Below are 16966 nucleotides of genomic sequence, written 5' to 3' on the forward strand. Positions count from 1 at the left end.
AGAGTCCGACAAGCTGTCAGTTGCAGTGCAACTGGCAGCTTGCTTCCAAAGCGAGCATATATTCCATGGGCAGGCTGTCTTCGAGCAACTCATCAACCGGCGCCATCGCCAGTTGATCCATTCGGGTGCTTTCGCTGTGGGCCTCCCAGCGCATCAGGCTTTCAGCCAAGACCTCAGGCTGCAGCGCAAACCGGCCATACACATCTGCCAGGCTGGGCACCGTAAACCTCAGCTTGTATAACTGCTTTCGGGTCTTGTCGACGCTACTCATCTCCCGCATCAGCAAGTTCATTACTCGCACCTGCTCTTCAAAACTGCAGCCCGTGCACGTCATCTGTTCGCGATAGCGAGTGCGCAATTGTTGCGCGATGTGCTCAAGCGCCTGATCAACGAATAACACCTCCCGCTCTGTTACCAGCGAACGCCGGAACGTGAGCGCTTGCTGGCTTCGTCGCAGCACTGCCCAGCAACTGGGAATATAACTGTCGACCATAAACTGCTGACCTACGTCGACCAACTGCCCAAGAAGCCCGTCCGGTTCCGGCACAGCAGCTTTTTGCTCGAACACCGCATGGCTTAATGCCTGCTGGGTGATGGTTTCACTGAGAGGCCCCCAGATGAGGTGCGAGACCTGCCCATGACCGAACTCCACCGGCATAAAGTGGCGCAAGGTGCCGTGATGCTGGTACGGCTCGCCGAACAAATGACTCAAACCCGCCACAAACACCCCAAACCCTGCGGGCACATGGGTAAAGGTGAACATCGTGACGGCGCAGTACGCCGTCAACCGGTTGTTCATCCAGCTCCCCGGAACACTGGGAATCGGGTCGTTGTGGTTAACCATGCGCTGGTGCACCAGACCATGCGCCGCGCTGACAAAAGTCGCGTCCGCTGCACGAGGCGCACCATAGGTATAGAGCAGTACATCGCAATCCCGGCGCAGACGCAGCATTTGTGAAAGAAGCAAGCCAACGGCCCCACCCTGGCTATGACCACAAACCAGGACTTTTTGCCCGGCGTAGAATTTGTCCAGGTAAGCGCCAGCAAAGTCATAAGCCTGCCTGGCAGCGTCGTAAAACCCGCTATGCACCTTGCCCTCCCCCTCTGCAAAGGGCACTTGAAGTGCATCCGCACCCCCCGAGAACTCGGACCAGGGGCAGATGCCACGAACGGCAATCAATATGACTTCCTCGTTGTGGGTCACAAAGATTTGCATCTCGGTGCCTTTTGTCCCAAAACGAATCTCACCGCTGAAATGAATAGAGGCCGGGGTCTCCTGTGCTGCTGTTGATAGCGGGTCATTGGCCGGATACAACGCTGGATCAAACGGCACGATTTCCAAGCGACTGGAATACGCCACGTCTTCATAAAGCGGGTAGTAGGACTTGGCTTGCCCTGGGCTGACCGGCCAATCCCCCATACTCAGTTGCGCATCCGCAGTTGTCACACGCGGCCTGCCTTGGGCGCCACCAAAGGGGCAATCGCTCAAGGTAGCCAGCAACGCCAACTGGTAGAGATTAAGCGCGCAATACTGTGAGTCGGTTGACAGCAGCGGGCGCAAAGCTCGTAAGGGGCGGACTTGCAACAACGTATGACGACCGCTGGCCAGACACACGCCAAGTGGGCTTGGCGGCGGCGCAAAAGGGCAATCGAGCGCTGGCGGCAAGTGCGACACATGCTCGACCAAATCCCGTACTTCAACCTGATAGAAATCAGTTTCGGTATCAATGCACACCGGCTTGTCCTGCGTGCGAACACCCCCTTTGTTGAGGTATCGAGTGTGCTCGGCCCTGACCTGAAGCTCGGTGATTTTGAGCGGGTAGTGCGGGCGATCCAGTAATCGCGCATAGACCGCACGGCTACCGTCATGTAATTGCCTGAACATGACGCCAACGGGGCCGATCAGGTTGCCAACCTCACCGCGGCCAACGGCATCCAGATGACCGCTGTGCGTGCCTCCTTCACCGTCTACAAGGTCGTAGGCCAACCCGGCATACGGCTCGCCTGTTCCCTGTTCGTCAACCAATTGAAAACTGGTACGACCTATATGCTTCTGGCGAGAGGGTGTGAGCATCGGTGATTCCTGTAGGCACTGAGGGCACACTTCAGGACAAAGCCTCCCCAGACAAGGGGATAAAACTAACCGCTAGCTGTAGGAATGGATGTAAGACAATTCCTAAATGTGTCTGAGATTCTTCTGAATATGTGTATTAATTTTTAGACCTCATCCCACCGAAAACTAAAAAGCCCCGGCACTTTTCAGTGCCAGGGCTTTGTTTTGACGCTATACGGAATTAACCGTTGAAGACGTCATCCACGCTTTTCAGCGGGTAGTTTTTCGGGTACGGCAGAGTTGCTACACCTGTCTCGATAGCGGCTTTGGCCACGGCATCGGAGATCAGGGTGATCAAACGGGCGTCCATTGGTTTCGGGATGATGTACTCACGACCGAATTCCAGCTTGATACCGCCGTAGGCATCACACACTTCTTGTGGCACTGGCAGTTTGGCCAGTTCACGCAGTGCGTTGGCCGCTGCGATTTTCATTTCTTCGTTGATGCGCTTGGCGCGAACGTCCAGAGCACCACGGAAGATGAACGGGAAGCCCAGTACGTTGTTGACCTGGTTCGGGTAGTCCGAACGGCCAGTGGCCATGATCACGTCGTTACGGGTAGCGTGAGCCAGTTCCGGGGAGATTTCCGGATCAGGGTTCGAGCACGCGAACACGATCGGGTTAGGCGCCATACGCAGCAGGTTTTCAGCGCTCAGCAGGTTAGGACCCGACAGACCAACAAACACGTCCGCGCCGTCCATGGCGTCAGCCAGGGTGCGCTTCTCGGTTGCGTGGGCGAATACCGCCTTGTACTGGTTCAGGTCGTCACGGCCAGAGTGGATCACGCCGGTACGGTCAACCATGTAAATGTTTTCGATGGTTGCGCCCATGCTCACCAGCAATTTCATGCAGGAGATGGCTGCAGCACCGGCGCCCAGGCAAACGATCTTGGCGTCAGCCAGGGTTTTACCAGCGATTTCCAGGGCGTTGATCATGCCAGCCGCGGTCACGATAGCGGTGCCGTGCTGGTCATCGTGGAATACAGGGATATCGCACTGCTCGATCAGAGCACGTTCGATCTCAAAGCACTCAGGTGCCTTGATGTCTTCGAGGTTGATGCCGCCGAAGGTAATAGAAATGCGTTTTACGGTGTCGATGAAAGCCTGTGGGCTCTCGGAGTCAACTTCGATATCGAATACATCGATACCGGCAAAGCGCTTGAACAACACGCCTTTGCCTTCCATAACAGGCTTGGAGGCCAATGGGCCGAGGTTACCCAAGCCCAGAATAGCGGTGCCATCGGAAATCACGGCTACCAGGTTGCCTTTGCCAGTGTATTTGTAGGCAAGTTCAGGGTCGCGGGCGATTTCGCGTACTGGTTCGGCTACACCCGGGCTGTAAGCCAGCGCTAGATCGCGGGCTGTAGCGGTAGGTTTGGTGAGCTCGACACTCAGTTTCCCTGGACGGGGCTGGGCATGGTATTCGAGAGCGGCGGTTTTCAAATCAGACATGTGGGCATTCCGCTTTTTTGCTGTTGGACAGACGAATCGCCGAGCATACGCGTGTCGCAAAGTCCCGACAAGACTGACCAGTCAGCAGTGTCAAGGGCTTTGCCTTACGACTTTGGGCCAAGAGCCGCGCCCCATAAGGGCTAGAGTGTTCACAATATGCGATTAAAATTGTCTACAATTTTTAATGCGCAGCGACTTTTAACATTCCCGGATGAGTCAAAGGCAACATCCAGCGCGCCTGCCCAGCCTTTAGCCCTCCGCGCCGCGAGCGGTCCAGCACCCAGCCTCTGGCCTCAACTTGCGCGCCTTGCAGACCGGCGAGGGATTTTTGATCGAAATTGGCCAGTTGATTGGGTGCAATGCGCAATACCAAACCACCCTGCAGATCGATCCAAAGCCCGCCGCGATTGCGCTGCACCTTACTGACCGTACCGCCCACCAGGGCAAAGCCGGAACGGCTGATTTGTTGCGCTGCAAGCACTGGCGATTGGCGCCAGAGCCCCAGGCCAGCCGCCCGGGCACTGCGCTCCGCCGCTTGCTGACAATCGAGCAATGCGACATTCGGTGCTATCGCCACTTGGTACCCCAGCCCATCTGCGAGCAATTGGGCTTCAAGGTTGCTGCCATCGGCACCAAACACATGGGCCAGGGTGCGGCCATAGCGATCCTGAGCCTGCTTGCCCGCGAGCAGCCCGACACGGCCATTACTCTGCGCCACCAGCGTCTGCAGGCGCTTGCGCGCAGCCTCCGCGAAGGGCTCGGCAGACTGGCCCTTCTTGCCCGTCTCCGGCGCGTTGAGACCGATCATGCGCACACTGCGTCCATCTTCGAGGCGCAGCGTGTCACCATCGGACACATGCGCCACCGAAGCATAGGTCAGCGCCTCCGGAGCAGGGCAAAGCGGCGCGGCGAGTGCCCCAGAAAGCCAAATCGCAGGTATAAAAAAGGCGCCCGCGAGGGACGCCTTTTTCAATAACCTGGCCAGACCAAAAAGGCTGCCCAATGTCATCAGCCTTACTCGGCTGCTTTTTCTGCTTCTGCTGCTGGAGCTGCTGCTTTAGCGCCGAAAGCACCAAAACGAGTCTTGAAGCGATCAACACGACCGCCAATGTCCAGAGTCTTCTGCTTACCGGTGTAGAACGGGTGGCACTCGTTGCATACGTCGGTGCCCAGTGGCTTGCACAGGTTCGAACGAGTTTCGAACTTGTTGCCGCAGCTGCAAGTTACCAGGATTGTTTCGTACGCTGGATGGATATCGGCTTTCATGGGGTATTCCTCGGGCTAGCGTGCCGCCACTCAACACCATTGTTGAATACCGCACGTAAAATTAGGGCGCCGATAATACCAGACCTTTGCATTGACGCAAGCGGCCAAGCATGCTCCACCCTATTTCTTTCATTATTCATTGACCTGCCTTTAAGTCCCGGGACGCGTTGTCTGCTAGGCTCCGGGCCATCTTTGCCGTTCATCACTTGAGAGCCCCGCGTGCCCGACGCCATTTTGCGCCTTGCCCTGCCTTCCCCTTTGCGCCGCCTGTTTGATTACCGGGCGCCTGCTGGCGTGCTGCGCAGTCAATTACAGCCTGGCATGCGCTTGCGGGTGCCGTTCGGACGACGCGAGATGATCGGCATTCTGGTCGAAGTGGTCGATCACAGCGAGGTCCCGGCCGACAAGCTTAAGCCTGCGATCGCGCTGCTCGACACCACGCCCCCCCTACCGCCCTCGCTCTTCAAGCTGTGCCTGTGGACCTCGCAGTACTACCAACACAGCCTGGGCGACACCCTGAGCTGGGCACTGCCGGTGCTGCTGCGTCAGGGCGAACTGGCCGAGACGCGCCAGGAACGGTTCTGGCAGATCGCCCCCGGCGCCAGGCTCGACGACCCGCGCATCGCCCACGCACCGCGCCAGCGTGAAGCGCTGGCCACCCTCGCCCAGCACCCCCACGGCGTGGCGCACCAACTGCTAAGCAAGTTGATGCTGAGCAAGGACAGCCTCGACCTGCTGTTGGCCAAGGAACTGGTGACGGTGGAAATCCGCCGCCACGCGCCGAGCGAGCGCCATGAGCACTGGCTGGCCCAGCCCGAGTTGCCGCTTAACAACGAACAACGTGCCGCCTACGAGGCGATTCGCGCAGGTTTTGACCACTTCCATGCTTTCTTGCTGGCCGGAGTGACCGGCAGCGGCAAGACCGAAGTGTATTTGCAACTGATCCGCGAAACCCTGCAGGCGGGCAAGCAGGCACTGGTGTTGATCCCTGAAATCAACCTGGGCCCGCAAACCCTGGCCCGCTTCGAACAGCGTTTCAATGCGCGCATAGCGCTGGTGCATTCAGCGGTTAACGACCGCGAGCGTCTCGAAAGCTGGCTGGCCGCACGGGACGGCGAAGCCGACATTATTATTGGCACCCGCTCGGCACTGTTCACCCCGATGAAAAACCCGGGGCTGATCATCATCGATGAAGAACACGACGGTTCTTATAAACAGCAGGAAGGTTTGCGCTACCACGCCCGCGACCTCGCTCTGGTTCGCGCCCGTCAGGAGAACATCCCTATAGTCCTGGGATCTGCCACTCCATCTCTCGAAAGCCTGCACAACGCCTACACCGGCCGCTACGGCCTACTGCGCTTGAATGAACGCGCAGGTGGGGCCAAACAACCACGCTTCCTGCGGTTGGATGTAAAAAGCCGTCCGTTGGACAGCGGGATTTCGGGGCCAATGCAACAAGCCATCGGCCAGACCCTCGCAGCGGGCCAACAAGTTTTGGTGTTTCTGAACCGTCGCGGCTTTGCGCCCACTTTACTGTGCCATGACTGCGGCTGGATGTCGGAGTGCCAGCGTTGCGATGCGCGCATGACCGTCCATCAGCGCTCCGGCGAGCTGCGCTGCCATCACTGCGGCTACGTCGAGCGCGTGCCTCGCAACTGCCCGCAATGTGGCAAAGTTGATTTGCGGCCAGTGGGCGCAGGAACTGAGCGCGCCGAAGAGCGGCTAGGGATTTTGTTCCCCGACTACCCGGTACTGCGGGTCGATCGCGACAGTACTTCGCGCAAAGACGCGATGAACCAGCTGTTTGCCACGATCCAAAAGGGTCAGCCGTGCATTCTGATCGGTACGCAAATGCTTGCCAAAGGCCATCACTTCCCCCGGGTGACGCTGGTATCGATTCTGGATGCCGATGGCGGCTTGTTCTCCGGCGACTTCCGCGCCAGCGAGCGCATGGCCCAGTTGATCGTTCAGGTCGCAGGCCGTGCCGGTCGCGCTGAAGAGCCGGGCAAGGTGATTATCCAGACCCATCTGGCCGACCATCCGCTGCTGATCCAACTGACTGAACAGGGTTACTTCGCCTTTGCCGAACAGGCCTTGAGCGAGCGCCGGGCCGCTGGGCTGCCGCCTTTCGCGCATTTGGCGCTATTGCGTGCCGAAGCCCATAAACCCGGGCAAGCGGAAGGTTTCCTGGACGAAGCCTGCAGCGAGGCTGAACGCCTGCTGGGCGAATTGAACCTGGGTGGCATCGAACTGCTCGGCCCGGTGCCCGCACCGATGGAGCGCCGCGCCGGACGCTATCGCGCGCAGTTATTGCTGCAAGCCAGCGCCCGCGCGCCGCTACATCGTTTGCTCAGCCAATGGCTGCTAGCCCTTGAGCAAATGCCCAGCGGTCGCCAGGTACGTTGGTCGCTGGACGTTGACCCGGTAGACCTTTATTAAGGCACCAAATATCCCCTGTGGGAGCGGGCTTGCTCGCGATGCAGACGACGCACTGTCTCTGGAAGACCGCGATGATGCTATCGCGAGCAAGCCCGCTCCCACAGATTTGGAGAATATTAGGAAATAACCGTACACCACATATCCATAACCTGCCTGCTAAGGTTGGCAAGGCCCGCCCGGCAACGGATAATGCCCAGTTTTTCCACCTGCGCACTGAAGCGCTACCGCGCTTGCGGTCGAAAGAGAAGACCATGAAAGACACCATTCGCCAGCTGATTCAACAAGCCCTAGCTCAACTCGTCACAGAAGGTGTGTTGCCTGAAGGCCTGACGCCAGCGATTCAGGTGGAAAACGCCCGTGACAAAACCCACGGTGACTTCGCCAGCAACATCGCCATGATGCTGGCCAAGCCTGCAGGCATGAAGCCCCGCGATCTGGCTGAAAAGATCATCGCCGCCCTGCCGGCCGATGAGCAAATCAGCAAGACCGAGATCGCAGGTCCCGGCTTCCTGAACTTCTTCCAGAACACCCAGGCCCTGGCCTCGCGCCTGGACGCAGCACTGGCCGACCCGAAAATCGGCGTGCGCAAAGCGGCCCCGGCCATGCGTACCGTGGTCGACATGTCGGCACCCAACCTGGCCAAAGAGATGCACGTGGGCCACTTGCGCTCCACCATCATTGGCGACGGCGTAGCCCGGGTACTGGAATTTCTCGGCGATGAGGTGATTCGTCAGAACCACGTGGGCGACTGGGGCACCCAGTTCGGCATGCTGATGGCCTACCTGGAAGAAAACCCGATCACCAGCGACGAGCTGTCTGACCTCGAGAACTTCTACCGCGCAGCCAAAAAACGCTTTGACGAGTCGCCGGAATTCGCCGATCGCGCCCGTAGTCTGGTGGTCAAGCTGCAAGCTGGCGACCCTGACTGCCTGGCGCTATGGACCAAATTCAAGGACATCTCGCTGTCGCACTGCCAGAAAATTTACGAGCAGTTGAACGTCAAACTGACCATGGCCGACGTGATGGGCGAAAGCGCCTACAACGACGACCTGATCAACGTAGTCAACGACCTCAAGGCCAAAGGCATGCTGGTCGAGAGCAACGGCGCCCAGTGCGTGTTCCTTGACGAGTTCAAGAACGCCGAAGGCGAGCCGCTGCCGGTCATCATCGTTAAAGCTGACGGTGGCTATCTGTATGCCACCACCGACCTCGCGGCTATCCGCTATCGCAGTGGTGTATTGAAAGCTGATCGCGCCTTGTACTTCGTCGATCAACGTCAGGCTCTGCACTTCCAGCAAGTGTTTGCAGTGGCCCGCAAGGCTGGCTTCGTCACCCATCCGATGGAAATGGAACACATGGGCTTCGGCACCATGAACGGCGCCGATGGCCGTCCATTCAAGACCCGTGATGGCGGTACGGTCAAACTGATCGACCTGCTCAACGAAGCCAAAGAACGCGCCTACACCCTGGTGAAAGAGAAAAACCCGGAGTTGGCAGAAGAAGAGTTGCGCGCCATTGCCAAAGTTGTCGGGATTGGCGCGGTGAAATACGCCGACCTGTCCAAGCACCGCACCAGCGACTACAGCTTCAACTTCGACCTGATGTTGAACTTTGAAGGCAATACCGCACCTTACCTGCTGTATGCCTACACCCGCGTCGCGGGCGTGTTCCGCAAGCTGGGCAAGGGCTTTGAAGAGGTGCAAGGGCAGATCATGCTTGAAGCACCGCAAGAGCAAGAGCTGGCAGCAAAACTGGCGCAGTTCGGTGAAGTGCTGAACAACGTGGCTGAAAAAGGCACACCGCACGCCCTCTGCACCTATCTGTACGAAGTGGCCGGTCTGTTCTCCAGCTTTTACGAGAACTGCCCGATCCTGAGTGCAGAAGACGAAGCGCAAAAGCAAAGCCGCTTGCGTCTGGCCGCCTTGGCTGGCCGTACTCTCAAGCAAGGCCTGGAACTGCTGGGTCTGGAAACTCTGGAGCGCATGTAAGTTGGCCGCGAAGAAAAAACCTGCACCCAAGCGCGGCGCCAGTCGCTATCAGGCACCGGCTAAAAAACCGATTCCGGGCTGGCTATGGATGGCCATCGGCCTGACCGTGGGCGCATTTATCGTGTTTCTGATGAAGCTCGAGCCTGGCCAGGGCGACGACGTCAAACGGGTCAAGCAAGAGCAGCTCAAAGCCACGAAAGCGGCTGAAGCCAACAAAACAGCGCCGAGCCCAACCCAACCGGTCAAGCCCAAGTACGACTTCTATACCCTGCTGCCCGAGTCTGAAGTGATCGTGCCGCCAGAAGCCGTGCCCGAGAAGACCCTGCCAACGCCGCAAACCGCGCCGCTGGCACCGGTCACTCCGGCTGAAGCTGCCAAAATCGACACGGTACGTGCTCAGGCTGCGTTGAACGGCCTCACCCCTCCACCTGCACCTCCGGTCGTCAAAGCGGCACCGGTGACCAGGTTCTTCCTGCAAGCGGGCTCGTTCCGCAAACAGGCCGATGCTGAAAAAGTGCGGGCACAGATCATCCTGCTGGGCCAGACCGCTACGGTTGAAGCCGGTACGGTAAAAGACGAAACCTGGTACCGGGTTCTCGTCGGGCCGTTCAGCAACCGCGACCAACTGACTGTGGCCCAAAAGCAATTGGCGGGCGGCGGGTTCAATAACTTGTTGTTGCAACAGCGGCGCTGATAGCAGCCGCTCCCACGAGGCAATACAGCCTCTGTGGGAGCGAGCTTGCTCGCGATGACATCACCGCGATTCAACAGGAAAACCGCGTCGCGAGCAGGCTCGCTCCCACAACACCCCCACCAGATCCCTCCTCCCCGTTCATCCCCATTCCCTTCCCGCTGTTGAAAAATCCGCTACAACCCCCATATGTATTTCCATCAGGCATTTTCGCCCCGCTGCGTGGAGACTCTCCCTTGACCACCATCGTTTCAGTACGCCGCCACGGCAAAGTCGTTATGGCTGGCGACGGCCAGGTTTCTCTTGGCAATACCGTGATGAAAGGCAACGCGAAAAAAGTCCGCCGCCTCTATCACGGCCAGGTTATCGCCGGTTTCGCCGGTGCAACCGCTGATGCATTTACCCTGTTCGAACGTTTTGAAGGCCAGCTTGAAAAGCATCAAGGCCATCTGGTTCGCGCCGCTGTCGAGTTGGCCAAAGAATGGCGTACCGACCGCTCGCTGAGCCGCCTGGAAGCCATGTTGGCCGTTGCCAACAAAGACGCCTCCCTGATCATCACCGGTAACGGTGACGTGGTTGAGCCAGAAGACGGCTTGATCGCCATGGGTTCGGGCGGTGCATTCGCCCAGGCAGCGGCTCGCGCCCTGCTGATGAAAACCGACCTATCGGCCCGCGAAATCGCCGAAACCGCACTCGGTATCGCTGGCGACATTTGCGTATTCACCAACCACAACATCACTATTGAGGAGCAGGACCTCGCTGAGTAAGACGCCTGCCAGGCTGGCCCGCCAGCCCGTTTGTGAACCTTACTTCAGCTAGAGGAACGCCAATTATCATGTCCATGACTCCCCGCGAAATTGTCCACGAGCTCAATCGCCACATCATCGGCCAGGACGACGCCAAGCGCGCCGTCGCCATCGCGCTGCGTAACCGCTGGCGCCGGATGCAACTGCCCGAAGAACTGCGCGTTGAAGTGACGCCAAAAAACATTCTGATGATCGGCCCAACCGGTGTCGGTAAAACCGAAATCGCCCGTCGCCTGGCCAAGCTGGCTAACGCGCCGTTCATCAAGGTTGAAGCGACCAAGTTCACCGAAGTCGGCTACGTAGGCCGTGACGTCGAGTCGATCATTCGTGATCTGGCTGACGCTGCGATCAAGCTGCTGCGCGAGCAGGAAATCGTAAAAGTTCGCCACCGCGCTGAAGACGCCGCTGAAGAGCGTATCCTCGACGCCCTGCTGCCACCTGCCCGCACGTTCGGCGAAGAAGCCGCCACCCCGCAGGATTCCAACACGCGCCAGCTGTTCCGCAAGCGCCTGCGTGAAGGCCAGCTGGATGACAAGGAAATTGAAATCGAAGTCGCCGATGCTGTTGGCGTCGATATCTCCGCGCCGCCAGGCATGGAAGAAATGACCAACCAGCTGCAAAGCCTGTTTGCCAACATGGGCAAAGGCAAGCGCAAGAGCCGCAAACTGAAAGTCAAAGAAGCACTGAAAATGGTGCGTGACGAAGAAGCCGGTCGCCTGGTCAATGACGAAGAGCTCAAGGCCAAGGCCCTGGAAGCGGTCGAGCAGCACGGCATCGTGTTTATCGACGAAATCGACAAGGTTGCCAAACGCGGCAATGTCGGCGGCGCCGATGTGTCCCGCGAAGGTGTACAGCGCGACCTGCTGCCGCTGATCGAGGGTTGCACGGTCAATACCAAGCTGGGCATGGTCAAGACCGACCACATCCTGTTTATTGCCTCCGGTGCGTTCCACCTGAGCAAACCAAGCGATCTGGTGCCTGAGCTGCAAGGCCGCCTGCCAATTCGTGTCGAGCTCAAGGCCCTGACCCCTGGCGACTTCGAGCGCATCCTCAGCGAGCCACACGCTTCGTTGACCGAGCAATACCGCGAGCTGCTGAAAACCGAAGGCCTGAACATCGAGTTCCTGCCCGAAGGCATCAAGCGTCTGGCTGAAATCGCCTGGCAAGTGAACGAAAAAACCGAGAACATCGGTGCTCGCCGCCTGCACACGCTGCTTGAGCGTTTGCTTGAAGAGGTATCTTTCAGTGCCGGTGATATTGCCAGCACGCAGAATGAAGAGCCGATTCGTATCGACGCCGAATACGTGAACAGCCACCTGGGCGAACTGGCCGAGAACGAAGACCTCTCGCGCTACATCTTGTAAACCGAACACCTGTGGCCGCTGCCGCAGGCTGCGATAAGGCGAAGGCCTTCAACGATCTCCGGATCTTGCGCCAACTACGTTGGTGATTGCAGCCTGTGGCAGCGGCTACACTGTTTGTGCGATGACCAAAGGTTACGACCATGATCCCCAGCGCCATCAACCTGCACAAAGCCTCGAAAACCCTCACTCTCAAATACCCGTCCGGCGAGCAATACGAGCTGCCTGCCGAGTTTTTGCGCGTGCATTCCCCCTCCGCAGAAGTCCAGGGTCACGGCAATCCGATCCTGCAATTCGGCAAAATCAATGTCGGCTTGAGCAAGGTAGAGCCCGCAGGCCAGTACGCGCTAAAACTGACCTTCGATGACGGTCACGACAGCGGCCTGTTTACTTGGGAATACCTCCACCAGCTTGGCGTGCGCCAAGAAGAATTATGGGCTGACTATCTGGCCGAGCTGAAAAAGGCCGGTAAGTCGCGCGACCCTTCGGTGTCGGTCGTCAAACTGATGTTGTAACGCAGTCGGGCTCCCACAGATGCTCTCCGTGGGAGCCGGGCTTGCTCACAAAGCAGTCATGACGTTGTCGTCACCGACGCCGGTGGCGCAGTTACTACAGGGGCCTTGGCTACGGCCGGTTTTTTAGGTGCTGCAGGCTTTTTCGGAGCTGCGGGCTTTTTGGCTGCTACTGGCTTGGCTGCAGGTTTTGCCGCAGGCTTCGCAGCTACAGCCTTGGCCGCTGGTTTCGCAGCTGGCTTGGCTGCTGGCTTGGCTGCTGCAGGTTTTGCCGCAACCTTGACCGCTGCAGGCTTGCTCACTACAGGTGGTTTGGTCGCAGTGACTTTTGCAGCGGCCGCAGTCAGTTTTTCAATATGCTTGGTCAATACGTCCACTTGGGCGTGTAACGCTTTGACTTCTTCACGGCTGGGGACACCCAAGCGTGAAATGGCGCTGGTGAGACGCTTATCGAAAGCTTCTTCGAACTCGCTCCACTTGCCCAATGCCAAATCCTTTACGTCTTCAACCCGAGAACGCGCGGATGAGGTCGACGCCTTAACACCCTCAGCCACTTTGTGGCCCGCGTCCTTGGCCAGCTTTTCGGCTTTTTCGCCATCTTTGACCAGGGTGTCGAACAGCTTGCTGCCGTCCGTATCAATCTTGGAATACACACCCAAACCTGCCAGCCAGATTTTGCGTGAGTACTCTTCAACCTTGCCTACCCATGAGTTGCTTTCTTTGGTCGTCGACTTTTTAGCAGCCATCGTGTTTCCCTCAATGTTCAGTTGCGACGCCAGTGAGCAAGGGCGTCGAATCATCAAGATGAACAACGTGCTCACCTGCATCAGGTTTAGACGCTAAACCGCCTTGTATCAAGGCGGCTCATAGCGAATTAGCCTGCTGCACGAGCCGCAAGAAGGTCACGACAGTGCTTTGTCCAGCGACCGTTCGATTTCCGACTGGATCATGCCGCTCATCGCGGACATCAACATTCCCAGTTCCACATCGACCTTGACGGTTTTCTCGCCGATTTCCAGGGTGCCGTTTACGCCCGAGCGCTTCAATTTCACGGTGTCGCCAGCCCAGGTAGGGGTCAGGCCGTACTGGCTGGCCAGCTTCTCGACCAATGGCTGAGCTTTTTCACGTGCGGCCTCAAGGCCAAGGTTATGGGTACGTTCAACGCTGATACGCGCCATGGCGTCGCTCCTGATAAATAAAGCCGCCACTATACATTCACCCTCGCCAAGACAAAGCCGGCCACCGGGATTAGAATGGCCAGCATTCTCTTTTGGTGACAGCGATATGACTGATCAGCGCAAAGGCAGCGATGCCGAACCCACCACTCACTTCGGCTTCAAAAACGTACCGGAAAGCCAAAAGGCCGAGAAAGTCGCCGAGGTTTTCCACTCTGTAGCCGGCAAATATGACCTGATGAACGACGTTCTGTCGGGCGGTATGCACCGTCTGTGGAAGCGTTTCACTATCGAGCTGTCTGGCGTACGCCCTGGCAACAAGGTGCTGGACATCGCTGGCGGCACTGGTGACCTGGCCCGCAAGTTTTCCCATCTGGTTGGCCCGACCGGCCAAGTGGTGCTGGCCGACATCAACGCCTCGATGCTCAAGGTCGGTCGTGACCGCCTGCTGGACAAGGGCGTGGCCGGCAATATCGAGTTCGTTCAGGCCGACGCTGAAAAGCTGCCGTTCCCGGACAACCATTTCGATTGCGTGACCATCGCCTTCGGTCTGCGCAACGTGACCCACAAGGAAGACGCCCTGCGCTCCATGCTGCGCGTGCTCAAGCCGGGTGGCCGTCTGTTGGTGCTGGAGTTCTCCAAGCCGACCAACGCACTGATGTCCAAGGTCTACGACACTTATTCGTTCGCCTTTATGCCACTGGTGGGCAAGCTGATCCTCAACGACCCGGAGAGCTATCGCTACCTGGCCGAATCGATCCGCATGCACCCTGACCAAGAGACACTGAAGTCGATGATGGTCGAGGCCGGTTTTGACCGCGTGACCTATCACAACATGACTTCGGGCATCGTCGCTCTACACCGCGGCATCAAGCCCTGATGTTGCTGCGCGGCCTTCTCGCCAGCGTCGAAAACGGCATCAACCGCGTTTTGCGGCTGGACAGCACGGCTCTGGCGCGCTTGCGTCCCTTGACCGGCAAGTTGATTGCCGTCGAATGCGCGAGCCCCTCGCTGCGCCTGTTTATTTTGCCCAGCGATGAAGGCCTGCTGCTGGCCAGCCAATGGGCGGCCGAACCTGACTGCACCTTGCGTGCACCCGCCACCAGCCTGCTGCGTCTGGCCTTGAGCAAGGACAAAAGCGCCGTGTTGCACAGCCCTGAAGTCGAGCTTGAAGGCGACAGCGCGGTGCTGATGGAGCTGGCAGCGGTGCTGCAAGACCTGGAACTGGATTGGGAGTACGAACTCTCGAACTGGATCGGGCCAGTGGCCACGGCATTGATCGGTGGTCACCTGCGCAGCCGCGCCAACTGGTATCAGCAAGGATTCGCCAGCCTCAATCAAAATCTGGCCGAATACCTGAGCGAAGAAGCCCGCACCTTGGTCGGCGAACACGAAGCGCAAGCGCGCTTTGACGAACTCGACCAACTCAAACTCGACCTGGATCGCCTTGAGGCGCGCTTTGAGCGCCTTTCCCGATCCCTCAATTCCAGCGATAACGCATGAAGCTGCTTGCCATACGCCGTTTGTTTCGTATCCAGCGCGTCGTCATTCGCTACCGACTGGATGACCTGCTGTTCGCCCTGCCTTTGCCCTGGTGGATGCTGTCCCTGCGCTACGCACTGCCGTGGCGCTGGTTCCCGCGTAAGAAACTGGAGCTGAGCCGCGGCGCGGCCCTGCGTCTGGCGTTGCAGGATCTGGGGCCGATTTTTATCAAGTTCGGCCAGATCCTTTCAACTCGCCGCGACCTGCTGCCCGCCGACATCGCCGATGAGCTGATGCTGCTGCAAGACCGAGTACCGCCGTTCGACCCGCAAGTGGCGGTCAAGCTGATCGAAGAGCAGCTCGGTGCCAAAATCAGCGAAGTGTTCAGCCGTTTCGACATCGAACCGCTGGCCTCAGCGTCGGTGGCTCAGGTTCACTCGGCCAAGCTCAAGACCGGCGAAGAAGTAGTGGTCAAGGTTGTGCGCCCCGGGCTCAAGCCGATCATCGGTTCTGACCTGGCCTGGCTGTTTATTCTGGCCCGTACCGCCGAGCGCCTGAGCGCTGACGCCCGCCTGCTGCACCCGGTGGACGTAGTCACAGACTACGAAAAAACCATTTACGACGAACTCGACCTGTTGCGCGAGGCGGCCAATGCGAGCCAGCTCAAGCGCAACTTCGAAGGCTCGCCGCTGATGTACGTGCCGCAGATCTACTGGGACTGGTGCCGCCCCAAAGTGCTGGTGATGGAACGCATCTACGGGATTCAGGTCACCGACCTGGAGGCCCTTGCGGATCAGCGCACGGACATGAAGATGCTGGCCGAGCGCGGCGTGGAGATTTTCTTCACCCAAGTGTTCCGCGACAGCTTCTTTCACGCCGACATGCACCCCGGCAACATCTTTGTCAGCACCGTCAATCCGTGGGCTCCGCAATATATCGCCATCGACTGCGGCATCGTCGGCAGCCTGACCCCCGAGGATCAGGACTACCTGGCACGCAACCTGTTTGCTTTTTTCAAGCGTGACTACCGCCGTGTGGCGCAGTTGCACATTGATTCAGGCTGGGTGCCAGCGCATACCAAACTCAACGAGTTTGAAGCCGCTATCCGTACCGTGTGCGAACCAATTTTCGAGAAACCACTCAAGGAAATTTCCTTTGGCCAGGTGCTGATGCGCCTGTTCCAGACGGCTCGACGCTTCAATATGGAAGTCCAGCCGCAGTTGGTGTTGCTGCAAAAAACCCTGCTCAATATCGAAGGCCTGGGGCGCCAGCTGTACCCCGACCTCGATCTGTGGAACACCGCCCAGCCGTTCCTCGAGCGCTGGATGCGTGAGCGCGTGAGCCCTAAAACCCTGCTGCGCAACCTGCACAGCCAGGTCGAGCAGATCCCGCATTTGGCCGGCATGACTCGCGACTTGCTCGAACGCATGTCGCAACCCCATGCCAGTAACAAACAATTGATCGTGCGCGAATCCCGTGATGGCTGGTTCCTGCGCCTGATCGGTGCCGGGCATCTGGCCGCAGGGGCCTTGCTGGCCAGCCTCGGCCCCCTGCACACTGCGGGCTACTGGCCAGCAGGAATCATGCTGGCCGTAGGCTTGTATCTGATCGTGCGCCGATAGCCAGCTCCGGAAGAGGCTGGCAAACTGTGAATTCACCAGGCCTCAGCCACAGGGTTGAGGC

At 58.6% G+C, this 16966-nt stretch carries 15 protein-coding genes; 9 read left to right on the forward strand and 6 right to left on the reverse strand.

All coding sequences use genetic code 11. The features are described from left to right. Positions 1-16: 16 nt before the first annotated feature. The 4 genes from N7D90_RS22730 to rpmE form a co-directional block, all read right to left on the reverse strand. Complete coding sequence (locus N7D90_RS22730; protein ID WP_261740079.1) at positions 17-2074, reverse strand: lipase family protein; 2058 nt, start codon at positions 2072-2074, stop codon at positions 17-19. A 220-nt stretch (positions 2075-2294) separates the two neighbouring features. Then, positions 2295-3563 carry a malic enzyme-like NAD(P)-binding protein gene (locus N7D90_RS22735; protein WP_261740080.1) on the reverse strand — a complete coding sequence of 423 codons (1269 nt, stop codon included), beginning with the start codon at positions 3561-3563 and terminating at the stop codon, positions 2295-2297. Between the two features lie 181 nt (positions 3564-3744). Beyond that, positions 3745-4572, reverse strand: coding sequence for a thermonuclease family protein (locus N7D90_RS22740; RefSeq protein WP_261740081.1), 828 nt, complete (start codon positions 4570-4572; stop codon positions 3745-3747). A gap of 5 nt (positions 4573-4577) precedes the next feature. Further along, on the reverse strand, positions 4578-4829 hold the full coding sequence (rpmE, locus tag N7D90_RS22745; protein ID WP_019825265.1) for a 50S ribosomal protein L31: 252 nt from the start codon (positions 4827-4829) through the stop codon (positions 4578-4580). A gap of 219 nt (positions 4830-5048) precedes the next feature. On the opposite strand from rpmE, the gene N7D90_RS22750 reads away from it, so the two are divergent. From N7D90_RS22750 to N7D90_RS22775, 6 genes are all read left to right on the forward strand, one after another. Then, complete coding sequence (locus N7D90_RS22750; RefSeq protein ID WP_261740082.1) at positions 5049-7268, forward strand: primosomal protein N'; 2220 nt, start codon at positions 5049-5051, stop codon at positions 7266-7268. A 251-nt stretch (positions 7269-7519) separates the two neighbouring features. Next, positions 7520-9256 carry an arginine--tRNA ligase gene (gene argS / locus N7D90_RS22755; RefSeq protein WP_261740083.1) on the forward strand — a complete coding sequence of 579 codons (1737 nt, stop codon included), beginning with the start codon at positions 7520-7522 and terminating at the stop codon, positions 9254-9256. 1 nt (position 9257) lies between these two features. Beyond that, positions 9258-9950, forward strand: coding sequence for an SPOR domain-containing protein (locus tag N7D90_RS22760; RefSeq protein ID WP_261740084.1), 693 nt, complete (start codon positions 9258-9260; stop codon positions 9948-9950). 233 nt (positions 9951-10183) lie between these two features. Next, positions 10184-10714, forward strand: a complete 531-nt coding sequence (gene hslV / locus N7D90_RS22765; protein WP_003438754.1) for an ATP-dependent protease subunit HslV — start codon at positions 10184-10186, stop codon at positions 10712-10714. Between the two features lie 68 nt (positions 10715-10782). Beyond that, positions 10783-12117, forward strand: coding sequence for an ATP-dependent protease ATPase subunit HslU (gene hslU / locus N7D90_RS22770; protein ID WP_261740085.1), 1335 nt, complete (start codon positions 10783-10785; stop codon positions 12115-12117). 140 nt (positions 12118-12257) lie between these two features. After that, positions 12258-12629, forward strand: coding sequence for a DUF971 domain-containing protein (locus N7D90_RS22775; protein ID WP_261740086.1), 372 nt, complete (start codon positions 12258-12260; stop codon positions 12627-12629). A 56-nt stretch (positions 12630-12685) separates the two neighbouring features. Here N7D90_RS22775 and N7D90_RS22780 read toward each other — a convergent pair whose 3' ends face one another. Continuing rightward, a complete protein-coding gene (locus N7D90_RS22780; RefSeq protein ID WP_261740087.1) occupies positions 12686-13372 on the reverse strand; it encodes a phasin family protein in 687 nt (228 codons plus the stop codon). 156 nt (positions 13373-13528) lie between these two features. Continuing rightward, positions 13529-13804: a polyhydroxyalkanoic acid system family protein gene (locus N7D90_RS22785; RefSeq protein ID WP_261740088.1), complete on the reverse strand. Its 276-nt coding sequence runs from the start codon at positions 13802-13804 to the stop codon at positions 13529-13531. Positions 13805-13910: 106 nt separating this feature from the next. Between N7D90_RS22785 and ubiE the strand changes: the two genes are divergently transcribed. The 3 genes from ubiE to ubiB are packed head-to-tail and all read left to right on the forward strand — an operon-like array spanning position 13911 to position 16905. Beyond that, entirely contained in the window at positions 13911-14681 is a 771-nt protein-coding gene (ubiE, locus tag N7D90_RS22790; RefSeq protein ID WP_261740089.1) for a bifunctional demethylmenaquinone methyltransferase/2-methoxy-6-polyprenyl-1,4-benzoquinol methylase UbiE, read from the forward strand. After that, on the forward strand, positions 14681-15304 hold the full coding sequence (locus N7D90_RS22795) for an SCP2 domain-containing protein (protein WP_261740090.1): 624 nt from the start codon (positions 14681-14683) through the stop codon (positions 15302-15304). The genes ubiE and N7D90_RS22795 overlap by 1 nt, the downstream gene beginning before the upstream one ends. Next, complete coding sequence (gene ubiB, locus N7D90_RS22800; RefSeq protein ID WP_261740091.1) at positions 15301-16905, forward strand: ubiquinone biosynthesis regulatory protein kinase UbiB; 1605 nt, start codon at positions 15301-15303, stop codon at positions 16903-16905. The genes N7D90_RS22795 and ubiB overlap by 4 nt, the downstream gene beginning before the upstream one ends. Positions 16906-16966 lie beyond the last annotated feature (61 nt).

The organism is Pseudomonas fragi, assembly GCF_025426255.1.
GTDB lineage: Bacteria > Pseudomonadota > Gammaproteobacteria > Pseudomonadales > Pseudomonadaceae > Aquipseudomonas > Aquipseudomonas kulmbachensis.